Below are 24,894 nucleotides of genomic sequence, written 5' to 3' on the forward strand. Positions count from 1 at the left end.
CCGGCGGGCATCGCTTGCCCACACCGCGTTGTCGCTACGTTGACGCGGCCTAGTCCTACCCGGCTGAACAATCGGCGCCTGTCCTCCGATCCGTGCGCAATGAAAGCCAAACGTGTTGTTCGCAATGCCGCAGCCACCGCCAGCGCGGCCGGCAAGCTGGCCACCGTTGCCGCCGATGCGGTGGCCGCTACCGCTACCGCTGCAGCAGCGAGCGTGGCGGCGGTCGCACAGGCCAAGGCCACCGCGCGCGCGGCCGGGCTCACCTACGTCAACGATCAGCAGCCCGGCATCAGCCGCCGCAAGGCGGGCAGGAGTTTCAGTTATCGCAATGCGGACGGGCAACGCGTTGCCGATGCCGATACCTTGCAGCGCATCCGTGCGTTGGCGATTCCGCCGGCGTATACCGAGGTGTGGATCTGCGCCAAGCCCAACGGCCATCTGCAGGCCACCGGCCGCGATGCACGCAGGCGCAAGCAATACCGCTATCACGCCGAGTGGGCGCAGGTGCGTGGCGAAGGCAAGTTCGAGCGGGTGATCGCCTTTGGCCAGGCGCTGCCCAAACTGCGCCGCCGGTTGCGCCGCGATCTGGTGCTGCCGGGGTTTCCGCGCGAGAAAGTGCTGGCGATCGTGGTGGCGTTGTTGGCCGATACCCTGGTGCGCGTGGGCAATGCCGAATATGCGCGCAGCAATCGTTCCTATGGGCTGACCACGTTGCGCAACCGGCATATGGAATTCCTGCGTGGCGGACGTGCGCGGCTGAAGTTCCGCGGCAAGAGCGGCCAGGACCACGATATCGAAGTGGACGACAAGCAACTGGTCAAACTGATCCGGCAGTGCCAGCAATTGCCGGGGCAATCGCTGTTCCAGTACCGCGACGACGACGGCCAGCTGCAGCCGGTGGATTCGGGCGAGGTCAACGAGTATCTGCGCGAGGCGATGGGCGAGGATTTCACCGCCAAGGATTTCCGCACCTGGGGCGGCACGTTGGCTGCCTTGCAACGCCTGGCGCGCTTGCCGCTACCCGAACGCATGAGCGAACGCGCGCTGACCCAGGTGCAGAACGATGTCATCCGCGAAGTGGCCGATGCGCTGGGCAATACGCCCTCGGTGTGTCGCAAGGCCTATATCGACCCGTGCGTGTTCGCAGGCTGGCGCGCCGGCCAGTTGCAGGCCATGGCCACCGGCGTGCGTGGCGAGCGCCAATGGGAGGCGGCCACGCTGCGGTTTCTGACCGACTCGCGCAGCAAGTCCAGGCAGCCGGTGAAGGCCACCAAACGCACGTGAGCGGGATTGGCGGTGTCGTGATCGCGGCCGGTTGATTGGCAGGGGTAACCGCCTGCCACCCCTGGCCCGCGCCCGGCAAGCGGTTAGCCGCAGTAGATCGCGGTGATGCTGTTGTTCGGGCCGGTCTCGATGGTGAGGTGATCGCCACCGGTGCTGCTGGCACCCTGTGCCGGGTCGGCCAGGCCGCTGGCCGTGGTGCCGCCCGTTGCGCGTTCGCCACGGCGCACGCTGACCTGCAGGCTGTCGCTGTCCACGCGGGCCCGCTCGATGGTCTGCGCCGCCGCCGCCAGCCCGACCGCTCCACGCACGCTATCGCTATGGCACTGGCCGGAGATGACCCCGTCGATGGGCTGCACCTGGGCGACCTGGTTGGATGCGCAGGACGACAACAGCAGGACGGCAGCGAGCGGAGCAAGGGTGCGGATCATCGGGGGACCTCCAGCGCAAGAATGGCACAAGCGTGAAGGTTTCGTTGTTGGTGTGGCATGAAGACCGCCGGCTGCGCGCAAGGCCGCGCCACGCGTGTGCGGCGATCGGCCGGCCTGCCGTTGGTCGATTGCCTGCTGCGCGCATGCCGCGCCAGGAAGGAGGCGGTGTGCGGATGCGCAGGGCGGCAGCGACTGGGCGCAAGAGGTGCCGCAGCGGTGGTGCGGTTTCGTTTGCCGGCGCGCGCGCCTTATGCTCGGGTTTGGTATCCAGCCCATTGTCGTGGCTCCCACGTCCCCACTCACGCGAGGCACACCATGAACTTGCTCCATCTCGACTCCAGCATCCTTGGCGATTATTCGGCCAGCCGTCAGCTGTCGGCCGCCACTGTCGCCAAGTTGCAGTCCGGCAGCCGCGATGTCGTGCTCACCTACCGCGATCTGGCGGCCGAGCCGCTGCCGCATCTGTCCGGCGCGCACCTGGCCACCCAGCAGAACGCCAGCGGCGACCAGCCCCCCGAACTGGCGGCCGAACTGGCCACCAGCGCAGCGGTGCTGCAGGAATTTCTGGAGGCCGACACGGTGGTGATCGGCGTGGCGCTGTACAACTTCACCGTTTCGACCCAGCTCAAGGCATGGATCGATCGCGTGCTGGTGACCGGCAAGACCTTCCGCTACGACGCCCAGGGCGTGCCCGAAGGGCTGGCCGGCGACAAGCGCGTCATCCTGCTGGTGGCACGCGGCAGTTTCTACGGCGCCGGCACGCCGATGGCAGCGCTGGAGCATGCCGAAAGCTACATGCGCACCGCGCTGGGTTTCATCGGTGTGCAGCAGCTGGAGGTGATCGTCGCCGAAGGCCTGGCGACCGGTGAGGACGCACGCGACGAGGCGCTGGCTGGCGCACTACGGCAGATCGACGCACTGGCTGTCTGAGACGCAGGCGCCGGCGTTCCTCGCGGCGCAGGTGGCGAGGACACCCGGCCCGGCCACCGCATCCAGGCCCGGCAACACGGCGCATCGGGTGGCATTAGCGCGCGCGCTGCCGGGTTCGCTGCACCACACGGCGCATCGTCGCGCACCACCGATGCGGTCCGTATCCGCACGTCAATGCAGACACCGCACAGCGTGTGAGTGACCGGGGTGTGCACGCGACCGCACACCGCGTGGCGGCGTTCGGCGGCAAGACGCGCAGTCTGCCGGCCGGTCCGCGCGTGAACCGGCGGGTGGCGGTGTTCTGGTGCGCTATCGATGCGGCCGCAAGGACGTATCAGACAGTTCTGGAAACGCCGTGTCGAAGCCGAGGCGCAGCAGCGATGCGTGACCTGCACGGCGTCGGCGTGCGAGTGAGCCCGTGGCAGCGCAGCAGGTGCCGCAACTGGCGTCGCACGCGGGCCACATCGGTGCGTGCGGCGGCATCGAGGATGCCCTGGGCCAGGGCATCGAACTGTGGCCAGAACTGGCTGGGGTCGCGCACCCGCTGCGGCCACACGCCCAACATCTTGTCCAGGTCGGAGAGCTGATGATCGGTGTGGCTGCGTGTGCTCATGTCGCGACTCCAGGCCAGTCCAGTGCGACAGCGTGGACCGCACCGTCATCGATGAGGGTGAAAGCAAGCTCGGCTTGCGCCACCCCATCGATCTCCAGCCGCGCCTGCCCGCCCGGGCGCTGGGTGACGTCGATGATGTAGGTGCTGGTGCCGAAGCGATAACGCAGCTGATACCCCGGCCAGCCGACCGGAATGCACGGCACGATGTGCATGCGTTCGCCGCGGCGCTGCAGGCCGAGCAGCGATTCGGTCAGCAACCGGTACATCCAGCCAGCCGCACCGGTGTACCAGCTCCAGCCGCCACGGCCGGCGTGCGGTGCCACCGCGTAGACATCGGCGGCCAGCACGTAAGGCTCGGCCTTGTAGCGCTGCGCCGCCGCCGCATCGCGGGCGTGGTGGATCGGGTTGATCATGCCGGCCAGTTGCCAGGCCCGCGCGCTGTCGCCGAGATGGGCGAAGGCCATCGTCGCCCACACCGCCGCATGCGTGTACTGGCCACCGTTTTCGCGCACGCCGGGGAGGTAGCCACGGATATAGCCGGGATCGTGCTCGGTGCGATCGAACGGGGGCACCAGCAGCTTGACGATGCCTGCTTCCGGGTCGACCAGGTGCTGGTGCATCGCGTCCATCGCCTGCGCGCTGCGTGCCGGATCCATCGCACCGGACAGCACCGCCCAACTCTGCGACAACGAATCGATGCGGCATTCGTCCGAATCGCTCGACCCAAGCGGGGTGCCGTCGTCGAACCAGGCGCGTCGGTACCACCGCCCATCCCAGGCATGCTGTTCCAATGCGGCGCGCAAGGTCTGGGCATGCGTGCGGCAGGTCGTTGCGAATGCCGCATCGTCGCGCTGCACGGCCACGGTTTCGAACCGCAGCAGCGTGTCGTACAGGAAAAAGCCCAGCCACACGCTCTCGCCCTTGCCGTCCTTGCCGACCCGGTTCATGCCGTCGTTCCAGTCGCCGCTGCCGATCAGCGGCAGGCCACGTTCGCCCAATCGCGCCATGCCGCGTTGCAGGGCGAGCACGGCGTGCGCGTACAGCGACTGCACGTTGCCGGTGAGCTGTGGCAGGTCGTAATACGATTCCTCGTCGTGCTTGAGTTCGCGCCCATCGATGAAGCCCACGCGTTCGTCCAGCACGCTGGTATCGGCGGTGGTGTCCAGATAGCGGCATAGCGCCTGCGGCAACCACAGAAAATCGTCCGAGCACTGCGTGCGCACGCCACGGTCCTGCGGCGGGTGCCACCAGTGCTGCACATCGCCCTGCACGAACTGATGCGCGGCGCAGCGCAGCAGGTGGGCGCGGGCCAGCGCCGGTTGCGCGTGCACCATCGCCATGCTGTCCTGCAGCTGGTCGCGGAAACCGTACGCGCCGCCGGACTGGTAGTAACCGCTACGCGCCAGGAACCGGCAGGCGATGGTCTGGTAGAGCAGCCAGCCATTGGCCAGCAGGTCCACCGCCGGATCGGGCGTGCTCACCTGCACGGTGCCCAGGATCTGCTGCCAGTGCGCGCGCACCGCCAGCAAGGCGGCCTGCGCGGCGGCCACGCCACGGCTCTGGCGTGCCAGGGTCAGCGCGGTCTCGCGATCGACGCCCGCGCCCAGGCGGAACACCGTCTCGAAGCTCTGCTCTGCCGCCAGCGTCACCGGGATCTGGATCGCCGCGCACGGGTCCAGGCCGGCACCGACGCGTCCGGACAAGCGCTGCCGGGCGAGCGCGGCAGGTGCGGCCAGGTTGCCGTTGCGGCCGAGGAATTCGCTGCGGTCGGCGGTGATGCTGCGGCTGGGCGCATCGGCATCGAAGAACGCCACGCGCCCGTCGAACTCGGTGTTGTACGGGTTGCGCGCGGTCAGCACGTTGCTGCCCAGGTCGACCTCGCTGACCACGTGCAGCTGCGAGTGTGTGCGGATGTCGCCGAGCGTCCATTCCACGTAACCGGTGACGCTGAGCCGGCGCGGGCGCCCCGACAGATTCTTCAGCCGCAGGTGACTGAACTTGACCGGCCGGTCCACATCGACGAACACCCACAGCTCGCTGCCGATGCCGTGTTCGATATGGCTGTAGACGCTGTAACCGAAGCCGTGGCGCACCGTATAACGACCGCTGCCGCGACACGGCAGCGCCATCGGCGACCACACCTGGCCGGTGTCCTCGTCGCGCAGGTAGAACGCCTCGCTGGAGGCATCGCCCACCGGGTCGTTATGCCACGGCGTGAGCCGGAATTCGTGCGCGTTCTCGGCCCAGCTGTAGCCGGGGCTGCTGTCGCTGACCACGGTGCCGAATTGCGCATTGGCCATCACGTTGCACCACGGCGCCGGCGTGGCCGCGCCGTCGTCCAGGGTGATGCGGTATTCGCGGCCATCGGCGGCGAACGCGCCCAGGCCGTTGTCGAACACCACCGGTTCTTCGGCTGCGGCCTGCAGGGTGTTGTCCAGGTAGGCGGCGTGCGCGCCGGTCATGGCGTCGCCGCTGTCCAGCGCCTGGATCGGCTCCAGCAATGGCGGCAGCGCACGCGCGCTGGGATGGCGCTGCAGTTGCGCATCCAGCGTGCCGTTGGCATCGCTCAGGATGGCGCGCGCCACGGTCTGCAGCAGCACCCGGTCTTCCTGCGAGATGTGTTCGATGGCGCGCACGAAGATACCGCCGGGGCGGTCGAGCACATTGGCTTCGGGGTCAGCGGCGATCAGGCCCAGGATGGCGTCCTGCAGCGATTGCCGATAGCCGGCCTGGCTTTCGTTCCAGATCACCAGGTCTGCGCGCAGGCCTTTCAGACGCCAGTACGCGTGCGCCTGCACCAGCTGGCGCGCCAGTTCGAGATTGTCCGGGTCGGTGATGCGCAACAGCACGATTGGCAGATCGCCGGAGATGGCGTGGCTCCACAGCGCCGACTGGCCGCGATGGTTGTGCAGCAATACCTCGTTGTCGGCGCGCAGCTGCGGGTCGACGAACAGCACGCGCGCGGCAAGCCGCTCGTAGCGCATCGCGTCTTCCAGCGAGGCATTGATCTGCCGGCGCGTGACCTGGCTCTGGGTCAGCGCCAGATCGAACACGCGATCGGCCAGCCGGCGATCGCGGTACTTGTCGATCAAGGCGGTGCAGGCGTCGCGTTGGGGACCGACGCCGTAGACCATGTCCACTTGCGCCTGTTGATCCGGCGCCAGCGAAATACGGCAACGGATCGCCACGATCGGGTCCAGCACCGAGCCGGCGGCACCGGAGAGGCTGGCGTGATCGCGCAAGGCCACCGGATCGCGGGTGCTGTGCCCGCGCCCGACAAACGCGGCGCGATCGGTCTCGTAGGAGATCGACGCCACATCGGCATCGTGCACCGCGACCAGATGCAGCATCCACGGCTGCGCTTCGTCATGCCCGCGCGGGCGGCGCGTGCACAACAGCGCCTGCTTGTCGGCCAGGATCTCGGTCTGCACGAACAGGTTGCTAAAGGCCGGATGCGCTTCGTCGGATGCGGCCGGGGCCAGCACCACTTCGGCGTAGGTGGTGATTTCGATCACCCGCGTCTGCCGCGAGCGGTTGCGGATGCGCAGCCGGCGCAGCTCCACATCGTCCTCGGCGGAGATGGCGATTTCCAGATGGCTGTCGTAGCGCTGGTGGCTGCCCTTGAACTCGGCCTTGGCGTCGGAAAAGATCGCTTCGTAACGCTCTACCGGCACGCAGGTCGGTTGATGCGCGGCCGACCACACCGCGCCGCTGTCCACATCGCGCAGATAGCAGAAGGTGCCCCAGTGATCGCGGGTGCCGTCTTCGCGCCAACGGGTCACCGCCATGTCGCGCGCCCGGCTGTAGCCGCCGCCGGCCGAGGTCAGCATGCCGTGGTAGCGCCCGTTGGAGAGCAGTTGCAACGCCGGTTGCGGCAGGTTGGGATCGCGATGGATGCGCAGCGCCATGCCCGCCTCGGTGGCCACCGGGCGTTCGGCGGCGTTGGCCAGGCCTTTGACGTACACCCCGGCGCGCGGTGCGCGCTCCTGCAGCAGCAATAGCGTGGCCTGGAATTGCGGGTCGGCGACAAAGCGCTGTTGCATCGGCGCATCGCGCAACACGTGGTCCAGCGCCAGCAACGCCATGCCCTGGTGATGCGACATGAACGAGCGCACCAGGGCGTGTTGTTCGCCACGCGGCACGCGCGAGGGGGTGTAATCGATCGCCTCGTACAAGCCAAAGCGCCCGCCGAATCCCAACGCCTGCAGCTGCGCCAGATTGCGGCAGGCCGCATCCGGTTCCACCATCAACGCCATCGCGCTGGCATACGGGGCGATCACCAGATCCTGGCCCAGCCCGCGCTTGAGCCCCAGCCCGGGCACGCCGAACGCGCGGTACTGGTAATTGCGCCGTGTATCGACCGTGTTGTAACCCGACTCGGACACGCCCCACGGCACCGCACGCGCGGCGCCGTAGCGGATCTGCGCCTGTACCGCGCCGCGCATCGAGCGGTTCAGCAACGTCTGCGGGTAGCTGGGCATCACCAGGTCGGGCATCAGGTACTCGAACATCGAGCCACTCCACGACAGCAGCGTCGGCTCGGCGCCGGTGTCGGTGAGCGTGCGTCCGAGCGCGAACCAACTGTCCTGCGGCAGCTTGCCCTGGGCGATCGCCACGAAGACGCCCAGGCGCGCCTCGGAGGCGAGCAGATCGTAATGGCCGCTATCCAGGCGTCGGTCGTCGACGTTGTAGCCGATCGACAACAGCTGCTGGGCGGGGCTGTAGAGGAAGTCGTAGTCCATCTGCGCCAGTTGTCCGGCGATATGCGCAAGCCGTTGCAGCTCCTGCACGCGCCTGGCGGCCCAGCGCTGCACACCGGGAATCGGGTCGCTGTCGGCCAGTTGTCGCAGCGTGGCGAGCGCATTGCCGGCCGCGTCTGTCGTTGTCGTCTGCAGATCGGTGCTGGATGGCGCAGCTGCGCACTGCGCCAGCTCGGCCAATGCCGCCTGGCAGCTGTCGACCAGGCGCTGTGACCACGGTTCGTCGTCGTCGGCATTGGCCGGCAGCAGCGCCAGGATTGCCTGGCTCTGCGCCAGCAGCAGGCGCAGCGCCTGGTCGGCCTGGTGCAGGCCTGGCGTGGGTTGGCGACGGATGTCGTGCAAGGTCTGCGACATCGCGCCGAGGGCTGCGGTGGCGTCGCTACTGCGCGCCCCTGCCTGCGATGCCAGCACGCCCAGGGTGTCGGCCAGTCCATCGAACACCGCCATCGACAGCGCAGGTGCGTCCACCAGCGCCAACAGGCCCTGCCGCAGCGTCAGCAGATGCCCGGCCAGGTTGCCGCTGTCGACCGTAGAGACGTAGCGCGGCAACAGCGGCACCAGCGTTTCGGTGTCATACCAGTTGTAGAAATGCCCGCGATGGCGCGGTAGCGCTTCGAGCGTGGTCAGCGTAGCGGCAACACGGGACATCACGCCCGCCACGGTCAGGTAGCCCAGATCGTAGGCGGCCAGATTGGCCAGCAGGCCCAGGCCGATGTTGGTCGGCGAGGTGCGGTTGGCCACCACCGTGACCGGATACTCCTGCACGTTGTCCGGCGGCAGCCAGTGATGTTGCGCAGTGCAGTGGCTCTCGAAGAACGCCCAGGTGCGCCGCGACAACCTGCCGAGGAAATCGCGCTGTTCTTGCGACAGCTGCGCCACCGGCGCGGCGGGCTGCTCGCCCAGCCAGGTCATCAGCCAGGGCGCGGCCATCCATGCCAGCCCCAGCGGCAGTGCCGCCCACAACGCCCAAGGCGACCACCACGTCACTGCCGCGACCACCAGCGCTGCGCTGCAGGCCGCTCCGGCCATCAGCTGATGTTCGGCAGAGCCGCTGCGCGCGCTGCGCTCCACTTCGCTGGACGGCGCCCACTGCAGCAGGTGGCGGTGGGTGATCGCCATCCGCACCAGCGTACGGGCGATCGCTGCCAGCTGCAGTCCCGCCTCGAACGGCAGGCAGGCCAGCACTACGCCGGTACGCACCAATTGCTGACGCATTGCCATGCCCACCTGGCGCGCGTGATGATGCAGCCCCAGTCCCTCGGGCGGATGCGCCAGCGCATACACCGCCGAACACAGCCCCGGCAGCAGCCACAGCCCCAGCAGCCACAGCGTCCAGCGCAAGGGTGTGGGCGAGCCCAGCCAGCCGATCAACAGCAGACTCAGCGCGGCCGGTGCCACCAGGCTGCGGCGCAGGTTGTCCAGCAACTTGCCGCGCGACAACCATGACAGCGGATTGCGCGCGCGCCGGCCACCGCGGTCGGGCACCCACGGCAGCAGCCATGGCAGCAACTGCCAGTCGCCACGCACCCAGCGCGCGCGGCGCTTGGCATCGGTGGCATAGCGCTGCGGATGCCGTTCGTACAGGCGCACATCGCTGAGCAGGCCGGCGCGCACATAGCAGCCTTCCAGCAGGTCATGGCTGAGCACGCGGTTGTCGGGGAAGCGGCCGGCCAGCACCTGTTCGAAGGTGGCCACCGCATAGATGCCCTTGCCGATGAACGAGCCTTCGCCGAACAGATCCTGGTACACGTCCGACACCACGCGGGTGTAAGGATCGATACCCGGCTCGATGCCGAACATGTGCGCAAAGCGCGATTCGCCGCCCTCGCTCATGCCGGTGCCCAGGCCGGGCTGCAGAATGCCGTAACCGGCTTGCACGATCTGCCCGGAGGCGTCCATGCGCGGCACGTTCAACGGATGCGACATCGCCCCGACCAGCGCGCGCGCCGCATCGCGCGGCAAATGGGTGTCGCTATCGAGCGTGATCACATAGCGCACGCGCACCAGCGCGGAGACATCGCCTTGCACCTGCAGGAATTCGTTGGCTGCCTGCAGCGGCGCATCGTCGGCGCAGAGCAGGCGATTGAGCGCTTCCAGCTTGCCGCGCTTGCGCTCTGCGCCCATCCAGCAGCGTTCGGCGGGGTTCCACTGGCGTGCGCGATGCAGCAGGAAGAAACGGTCGCCATGCGCATCGGCATAGGCGGCGTTGAGGCGGTCGATGTGCTGCGCCGCATGCGTCACCAACGCCATGTCGGCAGGCAGCAAGGCCTGCGCGGCATCGAGAAAGTCGGTGAGCAGTGCGAAGTACAGCTGTGCGTCGCGGTTGGCCAGGTAATGCACCTCCAATGCGCTCACCAGCTCGTCGATGGCCTCGGTGTTGGCGAGCATGCTCGGCATCACCACCAGCGTGCGGCAATCGGGCGTAATGCCTGCACGCAGGTCCATGCGCGGCAACGGACGCGGGCGCACCCATAGCGTTGCCACCCAGTTGACCAGCGCGATGCCCAGCTCGCTGGCGGCCAGCAACCCGATGCCGGCGGTGATCCACCACAGTGTCGGCGACAGCGTGCCGGCGCCCTGCAGCAACACGCCGGTCCATAGCAGGGCGATCAACGCGATCGGCAGTAGATAGACGGGCAGCGCAACGCGTCGCGCGCGCGCGACGCTTGGTGTCGGTGTCGGTGCAGCGGACGTGGCCGGGTCGCGCAATGCGGTGTGTAGCAGCGGCAGGCCTGCATCCAGCAGGTAATAGCCGACGTGGGAGGCCACCTGCGTAGCGGCACCTGCCTGCGCCGCCAAGCGCAGCACCGTCTCGGCCACTGCCGGCTCATCGCGATCCAGGCGCTGGGCCAGATGTTCCACCACATGCCGGTACGCATCGCGGGTCTGGAAATCCATGCGCGCATAGACAGCGGCCGGATCCTTGCGCAGGGTCTGCTCGACCACGCTCATGGTCTCGACGAACTCGCGCCAATCCATTTCGTCCAGAAAGCGCAGGCTGCCGATGCTGTTGCTGATCGATACCTGTTCGGCCGCCTGCCGTTGGCTTTCGGCGTGCACCAGGCCTTCCACGCTGTGGCCTTCGCTGGCCAGCCATTGCTCCACCCAGGCGCTGGCCATCGACAGCACCGGGCCACGGCCCTGGATGCCGCGGGTCAGCTCGGCCACGAACGCGCCGCTGACCGGCGGCTGCGAGCGCGCCAGATCGGCCACCACCACCACCACATCCTTGGGCTGGTCGGCAGCGGTGGCGTTGAGCAATCCGGCCCAATGCGCCGCCAGGCCGCTATCGCGTCCATCGTGCATGATGTCGTCGGCAATGCGGCGCAGGTTGTCGATCAACGCCAGCCGCAACATGATCGGAATGGCCCACAGCTCGCCGAGTTTGAGCGGCGCCACCTGTTGATAGGCCGCGATGAAACGGCTCAGCGTGACCGCATCCACGCGCCCGTCGCCATGCGCCACCACTTGCAGGCCCAATTCGTAGACGCGCGGCAGACCAACCGAGGTTGGCGTACGCAAGCGCGGCAACTGCCGGCTGTAACCGGGCGGAAGATGCTGGCGCGCCAGGCGCATCTGCTCTTCGACCAGATAATAGTTGTCCAGCAACCATTCGCCGGCGGGATGCAAGCGCACGCCGTCGGCCGCCATCTCGGTCAATCGGGTTGCCGCACTGCCAAGCGAACGTTGGTTGGACTTCAGTTGCGCCAACAGCAGTTCGCGCGTTGGCCCGGTATAGAGCACATGCGCCTGCGCCAATGTCCGCCCGAGCGTCTGCATCTGTTCGTCGCCGAACAAGGCCGCGCCGTGCGGTACCGCATCGCGGACCGGAGCGTGTTGCAGTGTTGCTGCTGGTTGGGTGATCGACTGCCACCAGAGAGAAAACGCAGAAGCCTTCCGCTGTGGCGGCATGGAGACGTGACCTGTGCAGCATACGAGCCGCTAGAGCGGCCGATCATGCGCGCTCACTCCGTGCTGCATGTGAAGACAGCATGCAAATCGCGGACCTGCCTTCGTGATTGCGGCACACCCTGCAGTCGGCATTCAATGGGATTGCATCCGTTGACGGCGTTGGAGGCTGCAGGCGCGATGCATTGGGCAGCATGTAGCGACGTGTTGCGACGCGTGATCGTGTGCATGCCCCGTCGATGCTGGTTGCGCCGTCGATGCAGATGCATTGACGACTGGCGCGTGGTACATGGCGCCCTGGCGATTGGCCGCAGTGGGTGTTGCATGCGGGTTTCTGCGGTTACCGATCATGCAGTGCTCGCCGCGCGTCAGGCATGCAATCGCCCAATCGCCCAAATGGCGACCGCGACCGCGTGTGGCCCACGCGCGATCACAGCGCTGCCTAACCCGTGCGTGTCAGATGTCGGAGTTGCCGCATCGCTCGACATCGTGATTCGACACCGCCAGATCCAGTGCCGTCACTGCACGACGCGGTGGCAGTGACGCATCACATCCCGCGAGACCGCAAGCCACGCGATCGCATTGTCGTCATACGGCAACAACCAGACGCCACCGCAGAAACGCGTCAGTCAGCAGTCCATGCCATCCGGCCTATTGACTACACGTGTCGTCACGCCTACGGTAGCGACACCTGTAGTCAGAGAGCTCGCCATGCGCGGCAAGACCATCGGGGACCAGGAACTGGCCCTGCTGCAATACATCCAAGAACAGCGGCACGCCAGTGTGGGGGAGGTCGCCGCTGCGTTTGGCGAAGCGCGCGGATTGGCGCGCTCCACCGTGCTGACCATGATGGAGCGCCTGCGTGGCAAAGGCTTTTTGCGCCGCAAACAGGTGGATGGCATGTACCGCTACAGCGCCACGACCGGCCAGGACGATGTAGTGCGCTCGGCCGTGGGGCAGTTTGTCGAGAAGACCTTGCAGGGCTCGGTATCGCCATTTGTGGCGTGGATGTCGCAGCGCGCCGAGGTCAGCGATCGCGAGCTGGCCGAACTCGAAGCATTGGTCGCCAAGCTGCAATCGCAGCGCAAGGAGGATTGAGCCATGTCGCCGCTGATCGAATCGCTGTTATGGAAACTCGGTGCCACCAGTGTGCAGACCGTGGCGCTGGCGCTGGCGGTATGGGCGCTGTGCCGCAGCGTGCGGCGCTTGCCGGCCACCACGCAAACCTGGCTGTGGTGGTTGGTGAGTGTGCAGGCGGTGGTGGGATTGTTATGGAACGCGCCGCTGCAGCTGCCGGTGTTGCCGGCAACGGCAACGGCGCCGGCACTGGTCGCCGTCGACAGCTTGGCGCCGCTGGTGACGGCCACTGCCTCCAGCGCGACCACGGCCAGCAATGCGAGCGTCGCAAGCGCACTGCAGGCTGCCAGTGGTCCGTCCTGGGCATTGTGGTTGATTGCGCTGTGGGGTGCCGGCATTGCCGTGATGGTGTTCGGCACCGTGCGTGCATATCGACGCAGCCGCGCGCTGGTGCGCGCCGCCGTACCGTGTACCGATCGTGTCCTGATCGCCGCGCTGCAGATGGCCGCAGAAGCGCATGGCCTGTCGCAAGCGCCGGAGGTGCGGTTGTCGTCTCAGATCGCCTCGCCGCAGTTGATCGGCCCCTGGCGGCCAGTCCTGCTGTTGCCTGCCGCGCGCCTGCTGCACATGGCCGACGATGATCTGGACATGGCGCTGACCCACGAGTTGATCCATCTGCGTCGGCGCGATCTGTGGTGGGGGCTGGTGCCGTCGTTGGCGCAGCACCTGTTCTTCTTCCATCCGCTGGTGCATCTGGCCGCCCGCGAATACGCCACCGCCCGCGAAGCCGCCTGCGATGCCGCCGTGGTCGCAGGTCACCGGCATTGCCGCCACGACTACGGCCGCCTGCTGCTGCAACTGGGCGTGGCACCGCGCCCGCACGCTGGCGTGGCCAGCGCTTCGCCGTCCTTCCTCAGCCTCAAACGGAGATTGCTCATGCTGCAGAACCCGACCTCGTTCCCGCGGCTTGGAGCCGCATTGATCCTGGGCGCCGTGGCGGTGACCGGCGTGTTGCCGCTGCGCCTGGTGGCCATGCCCGCCACGCCGGCGGTTGCTGCCGCACCAGCACCTGTACAGGCGCCAGCCCAGGCCAAGCCGGCGGCCGCGACCTCCACACCCGTGGCACCGGCGGCCGCTGCCGCTGCGGCACGCGATGCCGCACCCGCGAAAACCGCCGTGCCGGCGACACCTGTCGCACCGGCTGCGTCCACCAGCCAGACCACCACCACGCATGGCCAGATCCACCTGTCGCATGATCCCGACCGCGATGCCTACGTGCTGCTGCAGGGCAACGACAGCGTGATGAACGGATCGGTGGACGATCTCAAACATGTGCGTCGTCTGGCCGGCAAAGACGGTCGGCTGATGTGGTTCCGCACGGATGGCAAGCAGTACGTCGTGCGCGATCCGGGGACGTTCAAGCGCCTGGATGCGTTGTATGCGCCAGTGACCGAACTGGGCCAGGCCCAGGGCGCGCTGGGCGAGCGCCAGGGCAACCTCGGCGAACAGCAGGGCAGGCTGGGTGAACAGATGGCCGAGCTGGGTGCCAAGGTCGCCGCCGCTGCGAGCGAACGCGTCCGCAGCTCACTGGACCACGATGCGATTGCCGCACAGGCGGCCGTGCGTGCTGCGCAGCAAGCAGAAGACGCCATGCGGCGCAGTGGTGTCGAGCAACAGATCCAGGCATTGGCCAGGCAACAGGCCGCACTCGGCATGCAACAGGCCGACCTGGCCAGCAAGCAGGCCGCCGCCAGCGCGCGCGCAGAGAAGCAAACCCGGCAGATCATGCGCGAGGCGATCGCCCGCGGCGTGGCCACGCAGATCGACGGCTGATCGCCTTGCGCCGCAGCCCGCTGGCAACGGACAGCATGCGCAGACGACGAGCGGGGTGCTGACGGATCGGCTGGCCTTGAATCGACCAACACACGCGGTGCGCGATCTGCGGATGCGCCAGCCGTGTTGATCGCGAAGCGGTCACCCCATGCCTCGATAGCTGTGCGGCGCGCCGACGGCCAGCAGCCGACGACAGAACGTGTGGCGTATGCAATGACGCTCGGCACCGTCTGCGCGATGCGTGTGCGCACCAACCGGTCACGCTGCAACGCCGCTCTCGGGATGATCGCCCCTCGCGCGTCTGCGCGTTGATACTGTGCAATACGCGTAGACGGCGAGTGGGCGATGACGTACCGGGTAGTGGTGTTGGGAGGTTTCGGGCATTTCGGCGCGCGCATCGTGCGGGCGCTGGCGGCGACGGCGCAGATCCAGGTGATCGCGGCCGGACGGCATCCCGGCGATATCGGCCGCACCTGGCCCGATGCGGTGCCCGGACGCATCTCCACCTGTCAGCTGGATATCGATGCAGCCGACTTCGCCGCGCGGTTGATGGCCACCCATGCCGATGCGGTGGTGCATACCGCAGGGCCATTCCAGGGCCAGGACTATGCCGTCGCCCGCACCTGTCTGAGGGCCGGCATGCACTATATCGACCTGGCCGACGGCCGCGCCTTCGTCCGCGATTTCCCCGCTGCACTCGACGCCATCGCGCAGCAGGCGCGGTGCGTGGCGATCAGCGGCGCCAGCACCTTGCCCGCACTGTCGAGCGCGGTGATCGACGCGTTGTCGCCGCGCTTTTCTGCGCTGCATTCCATCAGCATGCTGATCGCGCCCGCACAGGGCACCCCGCTGGGCCTGGCCACCGTGGGTGCGGCGCTGTCGTATTGCGGCACGCCGTTCGCGTGGTGGCGCGATGGCCGTTGGCAAACGGTGGTGGGCTGGGCCAGGCCAACACGCGTGCAGTTCGCCCAGCTCGCGCCACGCCTTGCCTCGCCGTGCGATGTGCCTGACCACGACCTGTTGCCGCAGCGCTATCCCGGTGTGCATACCGTGCAATTTCGCGCCGCGTTGGAGGTGACGTTCCTGCAGCGCTGCCTGGCCGCCATCGCCTGGTTGCGTTGCCACGGTGTGCCTCTGCCGATGGCACGCCTGGCAGAGGCCATGGCCCGTGCCGGTCGCTGGTTCGACCGCTTCGGCACCGATCTGGGCGGAATGCGCGTGCAGCTGCGCGGTGTGCGTGATGGTCAGCCGCTGGTGCTGAACTGGGATCTCACCGCGCCGATGCTGCACGGCCCGGAGATTCCGTGTTTTGCAGCGATTCTGTTGATCCGCAAACTCGCCGCAGGCCAGCCCTTGCCGATCGGTGCGCAGGCATGCATGGGCTTGCTGACGCTGGCGGAGTTCGAACAGGAATTTGCAGCGTGGCACATGACGACCGAGTTATCGGAGGTGGGTGTGTGATGACACGTCATGCGATACAACCGCACAGCCGTGCACGAGCCAGACACTCCGCAACCAACAAGCACCAGCGGCCCAGGCTCCACCCCCTTGGCGCGAGTAAGCGTTGCGCCAGTGCGGATGGGCGAGTGCAAGGCAGCACACGATCACTTCGCGTTGACGCTGCTGCGGCTCCTTGTGGCGTGCACACAGCCGTTCGATCCCACGCGACCAACCTCATACCTCGTGCACCGTACGAAACGCATCCATATCCGCAAACGTACAGAAGTGGAAATGCGGCACGGTGATCGGCCCGGCTGCTGCAAGCCGCGTGAGCCATCCGGACACGGCACTGCGATACGCAGCCTGTTCGGCCGCATCGAGGGTCTGGCACAGGTAGGCCAGCGAGATGTGAAAACGGAAATTGATGTAGTCCGGGCGCTGCAGCTTGGTCAACGCCATCAGCCCCTGACGCGCAGCCTCCAAGCGTTGCGCGGTGTGCGCATCGGCAGGGATCAAGGGAATCAACAGATTCTCCTTGCGGCCGGCCTTCATCGCAGTGGGGTCGACCAGGAAGCGGCACGCCCCTAACGGCGGACCGCCGCGCTGCTTCAGCCGTGCCAGGAAACCGGCACTGATGTCGGCCAGCGGAACATCGCGCGCCGTATCGCTTGGCCACGGCCCGCGCGCGCGGTCGATCTCATTGACCCCGCCCAGCAACGTTGCGTGGTAGCTGCTCGGCGGCAGCACCGCGAGCTTGCTGGCAAAGCCGTGCTCGGGGAGCTCGCGATAGATATCCAGCACCCGATCGAAGCTGTCGTAGCCATCGCCCTGCTGATCCAGATGCCCCAGAAACGTGTTGCCGGCAAATGGCATCGGTCGCCTGGAGCGCAGGAACTTGCTGCCCACATCCCGGGGCGGTGCGGGGTCGGCGAGCGCTGGCAACGCGGTGGCCAGCGCCGTTGCGCCGGCAGCGCCAATCAGCAGACGGCGACGGCTGAAGGAGGTGTCCAGGAATGACGGCATGCGTTAGTCCTTGCAGGGTGAGGTTGAGGTGGAGGACCGCTGTCAGAAATCCACGGCAATGGGTCGAGGTCTGACGACCACCACACCGGGACGCCCATCCTTGACCGCCGCGTGTGCCCGCACGCAGCCGGTGCGCGCAACGTTGCGTCGAGGTCGCATCGCCGCCAACCCGTCATTGTCGAAACACGCAGGCCATGCGCGACCCTAAGTTCGTTAGCAGACGACGCCTGCGGGAGTTCCTCATGCAGGCGGGCCAGCACAACGCTGCCCATGAACGGAGCGGATACACCTGCCGACAAGGTCGTGCAGCGCCACACCCTACGTGATCGGGTTGAGCCGGAGATGACAACGCCAGGCCTTGACGCGTCAGCGCACGCGCGGCTTCGTCAACGCGGCCATCTGTTCGGATCGGGACGCGGCGGCGGTGCCACGGCAGGTGGACAAGGCGTCCATCGGACGTGGCGATCCACGCACTGCGCTTGCCGCCACGCGGAAACAAGCCGGAACACCGGATTTGCGTGCGGCATGCAGCACACGCACCCCCTGTTCCCGGTGCATGGCCACACGCAGCTGGCGATTACCGGCGAGGTATGCCCAGCCGTGCGCATGCACTCTACGGCGTATCCATTAGCGGAATCACTTCACGCTCCTGCGCGTCCACCGCCACCAGGCGCTGCATCAACAGCGACAAGGTCACCACGTCCTGGTGATTGTGCTCGGCCACGCGGCGCAGGTTGCGCGCGCTGCCGCCGCGCAGGTAACTCAACCATGCAGCCGGGGCTTCGGAGCCGGGCAGGTCGTCTTCGCGCACCACGCGCAGCAACTGGCGTTCGATGGTGGACAGCTTGCAGTTCTCCCAGGTGCCGCGATACCGGCGCCGCGTGGGGAACAATAGATCCACATGATCCAGTGCGGAAATCGGGTCGCCGCGCCGCGCCAGGCGGTAGCGTGTCTTCAACAACGGTGCGTCATAGCAGCGGCCGTTGTAGCTGGACAGCACGGTCTGCGGCGACAGCCAGCTACGGAACAGATCCAGCATCGCGCTTTCGGCGGCCATCGTGGACATCATCAACTGGCGCACGCGCAAGCCGCTACCGTGTGCCTGATCCACCTGCCAATCGGCTGCGCCGATCATAAAGGCGCGGGTGCCGGTGCCACCGGCCAGGCCGGTGGTTTCGGTATCGAAGAACAGCAGATCCATCGGGTTCACCGCGTCCTGGCGTTTGGCGAATGCCAACGACAAGGCTTCCTGCGGAATCGGCTGCGGCAGGAATGCTTCGATCAGATGCAGGCCGGGGGCGATCTCGTTGCCGGGCAGATGGCGGTCGGTGGACGTCACACGCACTGGCGTCTGCGCCGATACGGCGCGCTCGCGCAGCCCGATCATCTTGCGCAAGCCGGCGATATCGGTGCGTCGCTGTGAAGCGGGCAGTGGTGCGATGGATGTTTCATTCGATGTAGCCAGACGCTTTGCGGCATCGGCATTTGCAGTCGACTGCGATTGCGACTGCAACGGCGATGCCGGCCGGTGGCGCACGTCGTGCTCCACCCATGCAAACACGGAGGCATCGCGCGCCGGTGCTGCAGCACCCGGTGCCTGCAAGGTGCGGCGCGTCGTTGACGGTGTCTCTGCCTGGGCATGCCTGTCACTGCCAGCGTCTACGTTGCCTGCCTGCGCGCTTGGCGCAGCAGCATCGCGCGGCGCAGCGCGCCACCCCTGCGAGGTGGCACCGGGCGCAGGCTGACGCTGCGCACGCGTCGGTATCACCGCCTCGTCCTTGCGCGCTGCAGGTGTCAGCCCGCCGACCTGACGGCGTAGCAAGCGCAGACGTTCTGCGCTGACACCGGGGCCGCTGCCAGGCAGGGCCGGCGCGGGGTCACGCGGCGGCTGTGCGGCTGCAGCCATTGCCGTTGCCGGACCGGTGTGCGCGCTGCCGACAACAGCGACCACGCCGGTTGCGTCGCCAGACGTGCGCTTGACCACGACGGAATGCATCTGTTGCGTAGACGAACCCATCGTGCCGTCGGTCGCCAACGCAACGACTTCATCGCTCAGGCCGCTCTGCGCGGTTGCCGGCGCAGTGCAGGACGAGACGACGCTACTGCGCACCTCACCGTGCAACCGCGGCGAACCCACACCCGCATGCGCAGCATCATCGGCGGGAGCGGGACGCGCGACCTGCCGTGCCATCGCTCTATGCGGTACGCCACGCGCGCCTGCACTGGACTGCGATTGCGACAGGCCACCCACAACGTCGGCATTCGCATCAACTGCAGCCGCTGCCTGCGTGTCATGCGGTGCATCGCCGTCCGCAACCACCACTGGCGCACGCACATCCGCATGTCCCGCCTGCCGACGCAACACCCGCAACCGGTCCGCACTCACGCTCATGCAAGCACATCCAGCGCCAGGTCGTCGTCGAACGGCGTGGCATGCCGCAACGGCGCATCCGCATCGAACAACAGCGCCAGCACCGTCAATGCCAAGGACTTCGGCGATTCACCCTTGCCTTCCTCATGCGCGGCCAGCACCGGTCCCACACACGCCGGGCAGCCGGCACTGCAATCGCACCGCCGCACCAACTCATCGGCGCGTTGCAACAGTTCGGCCTGGCGCAGCCACAACGGCTCGCTCAGGCCCACGCCACCGGGGAAGTTGTCGTACAGGTACACCGTGGGCACGAAGGCCTGCTGCAGTTCCACCGCGCCTTGCTCGCCTTCGTCCACGCCGCGCAATTGTCCGCGTCCGGTCTGGTCGGCCACCGCAAACCACGCACCGTCGCCGTTGCCTACGGCTTTCTGCAGGTCGCGCGCATCGGCCATCACCGCCACCGTGGCCACCACGTGCAGCGCATATGCCGCACCCAAAAATCCGTCCAGCGCATCCTGCTTGGAGGCAAAAGCCTTCCCCAGCGTGGCCTGTGGCAACTGCCACCACACCGCGGTGGTATGCAATTCCTGGTCGGGCAGATTGACCGGGCCGTAGCCGATGTTCTCGTGCGTGTAATAACGGATCTTCTTGTAGCCGGACACGCGCCGCACCACATGCACCTCGCCATGGTGCGAGTCACCGCGCCCGGCCACGCTGCCGTCGAAGCGGTCCAGTACCTTCAACTTGGTGTAGTCGATGCTGTCGGTGTAGTAGTCCACGTGGGTGCGCGTGACATAGGCCTTGCGGCCCTCCCAATCCAGCCGCTCGACCTGGTACGGCGTGCTCTGCACCATGTGGATGGCGCCTTCGTACAGGGTCAGCGCAGCGGCCGAATAATCCACCTCGGCGATGATCTGCTGCTTGCCATCGCTCTTGTCCACCACCACGAAGTTGCCGTCGGCCACCGAGCGCAGGCTCACCGCATTGGCCGGGTAGCTGTCGGCGATCCATTCCCAGCGGTCGCCTTCCTGGTGGATCACTTCGCTCTCGGCCAGCGCTTCCAGAAACACCAGCGGGTCGATCGGCCCGAACGGTTCGCTGGCAATGAACGGCAATTCGAACGCGGCGCAACGGATGTGGTCGAACAGGATCAGTGGCTGGTCCGGCGCAATACGCGCGTGCTCGGGCGAGGCATCGGCGAAGAAGTCCGGATGCCGCACCACGTACTGGTCCAGCGGTTGCGAGCTGGCCACCAGCACGCCCAGCGCCGGTTGCTGGCGCCGCCCGGCACGGCCGAAACGCTGCCAGGTCGCCGCCACGCTGCCCGGATATCCGTTGAGGATCACCACATCCAGCGCGCCGATATCCACCCCCAGTTCCAGCGCCGAGGTCGACACGATGCCGTCGATGTTGCCGGCGCGCATCGCACGCTCCACCTCGCGCCGCTCGGTGGGCAGATAGCCACCTCGGTACGCACGGATGCGCGGCGGCTTGCGCGGGTCGTGGTCGAAGATGTCCTTCAGGTACTTGGTCAGCACTTCCACCATCAGGCGCGTCTGCGCGAATACCAGCGTCTTCAGCCCGCTCTTGATCGCGATACGCGCAATGCGGTTGCTCTGCGAGCGCGCCGACGCACGCAGGCCCAGGTCGGCATTGACCACCGGCGGGTTCCACAACAGCACATGCTTGTCACCGGTGGGCGCGCCGGATTCGGTGATCGCATGCACCTGTTCTTCGATCAAGGCCTGCGCGTGCGCATGCGGGTTGCCGATGGTGGCCGAGCACAGGATGAACTGCGGGTTGGCGCCATAGAACGCGCAGATGCGCTTGAGCCGGCGCAGCACGTTGGTGACATGGCTGCCGAACACGCCGCGATAAGTGTGGATCTCGTCGATCACCACATAGCGCAGGTTCTCGAAGAACTGCGCCCACTTGGTGTGATGCGGCAGGATCGCCTGGTGCAGCATGTCCGGGTTGCTCACCACGATGTCGCCATGCAGGCGGATCGCCTGGCGCGCATCGCCGGGCGTGTCGCCATCGAAGGTGAAGGCCTTGACCCCCAGCTCGCCGGCGCGGTTCAACTCCAGCAGCTCGGCCACCTGGTCCTGCGCCAGCGCCTTGGTCGGAAACAGGTACAGCGCCTTGGCGCCGGAGGTCATCGCCGCACTCACCACCGGCAACGTGTAGCACAGCGATTTGCCGGAGGCGGTGGGCGTCACGATCGCCACGTGCTCGCCGCGCTGGGTCGCCGCCCACGCCTCGGCCTGGTGACTGTAGAGCTGGCTGATGCCGCGCGCACGCAGTGCATCGGCCAGCGCGCTTGGCACATCGTCGGGGATCGGCGCATAGCGGCCGTCGCGCCCGGGCAGGGTGAAGCTGCCGGTGATGCGGTCGTGGTAGCGCCGTTCCAGGCGCTCGGTGAGCAACGCCCCATCGCGGCTGGGGCGGCCATCGGTGGTGGCCAGCGCGCGTTCGGCGGTTTCGGTGCGGCGGGCTAGGGCGTAAACCATGCGTGAGAATCCAAAGCGTTGCAGGGGAGCAGGAAAGAGTCTCAGAGAGTGAGACGCGGGAGCAACGCCAGACAGGTCGCGTAGCTGATCGCTTCATCCCCGCAGCGCACGCCACCATCATCAGAGGTTGGGACGACGGTATTCCGGGGGCCTTTGTTCTCAGTGTATCGGGCAGCGGAAATGGGCATCGCACCGATGGTGGTGCGATGCGCGGCGTCCCTACGCTGCGCATGTCCTTCGCGTGGCGACGGATGCCTCTACCTACCCTTACGGAGTCAGCTCATGGTCAGTGCCCAGTTTCTGCAGGACAACGGTTTCAGCAACAAGGCCTCGACGGCCCAGGATGTCTACATCAAGGATGTCACCAGCAAGTTGAAGGATGCCAAAGGCCTGCACGCGCATCTGAAGGTGACCTTCACCAACGCGCAGCGCACCGATTTCGAGATCCATGGCACCCTGCGCAGCGCCGCCGACGCCGAGGCGCTCGGCCAGCGCAAGGGCGACGACAGCACGGTCGGGCGTGCCCTGTGGATCTATGCCGACGGCACGTTCCGTACGTCGGTCGACGCGGCGTTCTGGAGCGACGAGGCAGAGGTCACGCTGTCCCAACTCAAGCGCTGCGCGCGCGAACTCAAGGTGCAGGTGAGCGATTGGGAAGTGGAACTGGAGCGCGAAGGCGCCATGAGCCACCCTTCGGCAGCGGACAACAAGCGTTCCATCGACGCGCTCTACGCCACCGGCGCGTGATTGTCGCAACCGAAGGCTAGCGCTTGCCGTTCCAGCGCCTGCAACGGGGTGGCCGCGCTTGCCTGCGTGGCGCGTGCTGCCAGCCAGCCAAGCCGGCAGCACGCGTCGATGTGCGCGCTCGCGGTCCGACGACGCCTAGCTGATCGTCGCGGCCAACGCGTATCCTGTGCTCCCCCCTCGCGCAGCGGCGCCGTCCCTGACGCGTCGAAGACCCCCCTTGTCCGTGCCTGCTCCCGCCCCTGCTGCACATTACAAGACCGCCGGCGCCCGCCGTGCCGATGTCGTCGTCCACGCTGCCGGCCTATTTCTGGCCATCGTCGGGGGCGCCTGGATGGTCTGGCGCGCCCATGCCGACCAGACGATGGTGCTTGCCATCTGCGTCTATGCAGCAGGGCTGCTGGTGATGTTCGCCTGTTCGGCCGCCTACAACTTTGCTCCGCCGCAGCGCCAACCGATGCTGCGCAAGTTCGACCACGCCGGCATCTTCGTGATGATCGCCGGCTCGTATACCCCCTTCTTTCTGGTCACGCTCGATGGCACCTGGCGCTGGGCGATGCTGCTGGGCGTCTGGAGCGTGGCCTTGTTCGGCGTCTTCGCCAAGTTGTGCCTGCCCGGTATCGCCAAGGGGTTCTGGGTGGCGATTTACCTGCTGCTGGGCTGGGCCGGCATCGTGGTGATCAAGCCCATCATGGCCGGGCTGGACAGCACGGTGCTCTGGCTCATCGCTGGCGGCGGTGCGTTCTACACGGTGGGCGTGACCTTCTACGTGCGCAAATCGATGGTTTACAACCGCGCCATCTGGCATGCCCACGTCCTCGGTGGCGCGTTGTCGCACTGGTATGCGATCTGGTTGTGCCTGGGCCCGTTGGGCGGGGTGTAGCAGGCGCGGGCCGCCTACAGTTTCTTCGTCAACACCGCTTCGAACGCGGCATCCGGCGCAATGCTGTCGGAAAGCAGGATCACCGAATGCAGCCGGCCCTTGGCCTGCACGCTGTATTCGAACCCCACCGGCGTGCCGTTGCGGCTGAAGATCTCGATCTCGCTGTACTCGCCGATCCGGCCTTCGCCACTGTCCTGCTCGAACCCGTGCTGTTTGGCGAACGAGCGGGCCGCGGTGCGCGCGCCTTCCCACGCCGCATCTTCGTACTCGGCCGATTGCAGCAGGCTGACCAATTGGGTCGCGCAGGGCGTGGTGCTGGTAAAGCCATAGCCATCGATCTGGCCCATCAACGGGATGCTGCGCAGATCGCGCTTGGGCGTGGCGGCGACGCTGCAACCCAGCTGTCGCAGATCGTCAAGATTGACGTGCTCTGACGCCGGGCGCGGTGTGGCGTCAGGTGCGCTGCCACCAGAGCAGGCGACCAGCAGGCCGAGCAAGGCCAGCGGCATGAAAAGACGGAATGAACTGTGCGGCAAGCGAAACATCCAGGACGGGCAGCGTGCGTGGCATATGCACCGCCTACGCAAGGCAACGCGGGCGCGCAGTATCGGCTGCTTTCCGTCCCATCGCCAGGTATGGGCCAGCTGCATCGCTTTGACGATGCAGCATCGGCCACCATCGTCACCACAACGGCGTACTGGCTGCAGGGCGAGCGTGCGCGCGGCAACGGTGCTGCTGGAACAAGACCCGCTGGACCTGGCTCGCATCGCCGACGCCTGCGGCATGCTGGATGCGTTCCGGGCTGCCTTCCGCCGCTATGTCGGAGTGATACCCTCGGTGTACCGCAGCGGATTCGGGCAAGTGGCGTAAGCGCGCAGCATGGGTCTCTCTACGAACGCCCGCCGTTTGAGCAGATGACCTGCCGCATCTGCCGACCACATGGGGACACATAATATCAGCGAATTCCCAGCGCAGTGATCTTGCCGCCCACTAAGGAACCTCTGAACAACTCACCGACCATCGGGGGAAGCTTGTAGCCTCGCCTGATCCCGACAAATGCCCTTACTGAAAATCAAGCGCTTACGCGTG

General features: G+C 67.0%; 15 protein-coding genes. 8 read left to right on the forward strand and 7 right to left on the reverse strand.

The window, feature by feature from the left end; genetic code table 11:
* Positions 1–9: 9 nt before the first annotated feature.
* A complete protein-coding gene (locus GGR62_RS13085; RefSeq protein WP_184408335.1) occupies positions 10–1,284 on the forward strand; it encodes a DNA topoisomerase IB in 1,275 nt (424 codons plus the stop codon).
* A gap of 83 nt (positions 1,285–1,367) precedes the next feature.
* On the opposite strand, the gene GGR62_RS13090 is transcribed toward GGR62_RS13085, so the two are convergent.
* The gene (locus GGR62_RS13090; protein ID WP_184408318.1) at positions 1,368–1,712 is read right to left on the reverse strand and encodes a hypothetical protein; all 345 of its coding nucleotides are present in this window, start codon (positions 1,710–1,712) and stop codon (positions 1,368–1,370) included.
* A 315-nt stretch (positions 1,713–2,027) separates the two neighbouring features.
* On the opposite strand from GGR62_RS13090, the gene GGR62_RS13095 reads away from it, so the two are divergent.
* Positions 2,028–2,642, forward strand: a complete 615-nt coding sequence (locus GGR62_RS13095) for an NAD(P)H-dependent oxidoreductase (protein ID WP_184408319.1) — start codon at positions 2,028–2,030, stop codon at positions 2,640–2,642.
* A gap of 334 nt (positions 2,643–2,976) precedes the next feature.
* Here GGR62_RS13095 and GGR62_RS13100 read toward each other — a convergent pair whose 3' ends face one another.
* Both GGR62_RS13100 and GGR62_RS13105 read right to left on the reverse strand, forming a co-directional pair.
* On the reverse strand, positions 2,977–3,255 hold the full coding sequence (locus GGR62_RS13100; protein ID WP_260305960.1) for a hypothetical protein: 279 nt from the start codon (positions 3,253–3,255) through the stop codon (positions 2,977–2,979).
* The gene (locus GGR62_RS13105; protein ID WP_184408336.1) at positions 3,252–11,795 is read right to left on the reverse strand and encodes a glucoamylase family protein; all 8,544 of its coding nucleotides are present in this window, start codon (positions 11,793–11,795) and stop codon (positions 3,252–3,254) included. Before GGR62_RS13105 ends, GGR62_RS13100 begins: the two co-directional genes overlap by 4 nt.
* An 840-nt stretch (positions 11,796–12,635) precedes the next feature.
* Here GGR62_RS13105 and GGR62_RS13110 point away from each other — a divergent pair.
* The 3 genes from GGR62_RS13110 (at position 12,636) to GGR62_RS13120 (ending at position 16,295) form a co-directional block, all read left to right on the forward strand.
* Positions 12,636–13,022 carry a BlaI/MecI/CopY family transcriptional regulator gene (locus GGR62_RS13110; protein ID WP_184408320.1) on the forward strand — a complete coding sequence of 129 codons (387 nt, stop codon included), beginning with the start codon at positions 12,636–12,638 and terminating at the stop codon, positions 13,020–13,022.
* A gap of 3 nt (positions 13,023–13,025) precedes the next feature.
* Positions 13,026–14,834 (forward strand): M56 family metallopeptidase, encoded by a 1,809-nt coding sequence (locus tag GGR62_RS13115; RefSeq protein ID WP_184408321.1) that lies wholly within the window; start codon positions 13,026–13,028, stop codon positions 14,832–14,834.
* Positions 14,835–15,179: 345 nt separating this feature from the next.
* The gene (locus GGR62_RS13120) at positions 15,180–16,295 is read left to right on the forward strand and encodes a saccharopine dehydrogenase NADP-binding domain-containing protein (protein WP_184408322.1); all 1,116 of its coding nucleotides are present in this window, start codon (positions 15,180–15,182) and stop codon (positions 16,293–16,295) included.
* Between the two features lie 213 nt (positions 16,296–16,508).
* On the opposite strand, the gene GGR62_RS13125 is transcribed toward GGR62_RS13120, so the two are convergent.
* From GGR62_RS13125 to GGR62_RS13135, 3 genes are all read right to left on the reverse strand, one after another.
* On the reverse strand, positions 16,509–17,297 hold the full coding sequence (locus tag GGR62_RS13125) for a DUF1868 domain-containing protein (protein WP_184408323.1): 789 nt from the start codon (positions 17,295–17,297) through the stop codon (positions 16,509–16,511).
* A gap of 613 nt (positions 17,298–17,910) precedes the next feature.
* Complete coding sequence (locus GGR62_RS13130; RefSeq protein WP_184408324.1) at positions 17,911–19,689, reverse strand: ribonuclease H-like domain-containing protein; 1,779 nt, start codon at positions 19,687–19,689, stop codon at positions 17,911–17,913.
* Positions 19,686–22,178, reverse strand: a complete 2,493-nt coding sequence (locus GGR62_RS13135) for a DEAD/DEAH box helicase (protein WP_184408325.1) — start codon at positions 22,176–22,178, stop codon at positions 19,686–19,688. The genes GGR62_RS13130 and GGR62_RS13135 overlap by 4 nt, the downstream gene beginning before the upstream one ends.
* A gap of 282 nt (positions 22,179–22,460) precedes the next feature.
* Between GGR62_RS13135 and GGR62_RS13140 the strand changes: the two genes are divergently transcribed.
* A complete protein-coding gene (locus GGR62_RS13140) occupies positions 22,461–22,925 on the forward strand; it encodes a hypothetical protein (protein WP_184408326.1) in 465 nt (154 codons plus the stop codon).
* 217 nt (positions 22,926–23,142) lie between these two features.
* A complete protein-coding gene (locus tag GGR62_RS13145; protein ID WP_184408327.1) occupies positions 23,143–23,805 on the forward strand; it encodes a hemolysin III family protein in 663 nt (220 codons plus the stop codon).
* A gap of 14 nt (positions 23,806–23,819) precedes the next feature.
* On the opposite strand, the gene GGR62_RS13150 is transcribed toward GGR62_RS13145, so the two are convergent.
* A complete protein-coding gene (locus GGR62_RS13150; protein ID WP_260305961.1) occupies positions 23,820–24,341 on the reverse strand; it encodes a hypothetical protein in 522 nt (173 codons plus the stop codon).
* Between the two features lie 178 nt (positions 24,342–24,519).
* Between GGR62_RS13150 and GGR62_RS21255 the strand changes: the two genes are divergently transcribed.
* Entirely contained in the window at positions 24,520–24,675 is a 156-nt protein-coding gene (locus tag GGR62_RS21255) for an AraC family transcriptional regulator (RefSeq protein WP_184408328.1), read from the forward strand.
* Positions 24,676–24,894 lie beyond the last annotated feature (219 nt).

Origin of the sequence: Xanthomonas sp. 3075, assembly GCF_014197275.1 — a bacterium.
Classification (GTDB): Bacteria; Pseudomonadota; Gammaproteobacteria; order Xanthomonadales; family Xanthomonadaceae; genus Xanthomonas; species Xanthomonas campestris_B.

Coding starts and splice junctions, on each gene's coding strand:
- GGR62_RS13090 (WP_184408318.1), bottom strand. CDS start 1,712: ATGATCCGCACCCTTGCTCCGCTCGCTGCCGTCCTGCTGTTGTCGTCC.
- GGR62_RS13095 (WP_184408319.1), top strand. CDS start 2,028: ATGAACTTGCTCCATCTCGACTCCAGCATCCTTGGCGATTATTCGGCC.
- GGR62_RS13100 (WP_260305960.1), bottom strand. CDS start 3,255: ATGAGCACACGCAGCCACACCGATCATCAGCTCTCCGACCTGGACAAG.
- GGR62_RS13105 (WP_184408336.1), bottom strand. CDS start 11,795: ATGCAGACGCTCGGGCGGACATTGGCGCAGGCGCATGTGCTCTATACC.
- GGR62_RS13110 (WP_184408320.1), top strand. CDS start 12,636: ATGCGCGGCAAGACCATCGGGGACCAGGAACTGGCCCTGCTGCAATAC.
- GGR62_RS13115 (WP_184408321.1), top strand. CDS start 13,026: ATGTCGCCGCTGATCGAATCGCTGTTATGGAAACTCGGTGCCACCAGT.
- GGR62_RS13120 (WP_184408322.1), top strand. CDS start 15,180: ATGACGTACCGGGTAGTGGTGTTGGGAGGTTTCGGGCATTTCGGCGCG.
- GGR62_RS13125 (WP_184408323.1), bottom strand. CDS start 17,297: ATGCCGTCATTCCTGGACACCTCCTTCAGCCGTCGCCGTCTGCTGATT.
- GGR62_RS13130 (WP_184408324.1), bottom strand. CDS start 19,689: ATGAGCGTGAGTGCGGACCGGTTGCGGGTGTTGCGTCGGCAGGCGGGA.
- GGR62_RS13135 (WP_184408325.1), bottom strand. CDS start 22,178: ATGGTTTACGCCCTAGCCCGCCGCACCGAAACCGCCGAACGCGCGCTG.
- GGR62_RS13140 (WP_184408326.1), top strand. CDS start 22,461: ATGGTCAGTGCCCAGTTTCTGCAGGACAACGGTTTCAGCAACAAGGCC.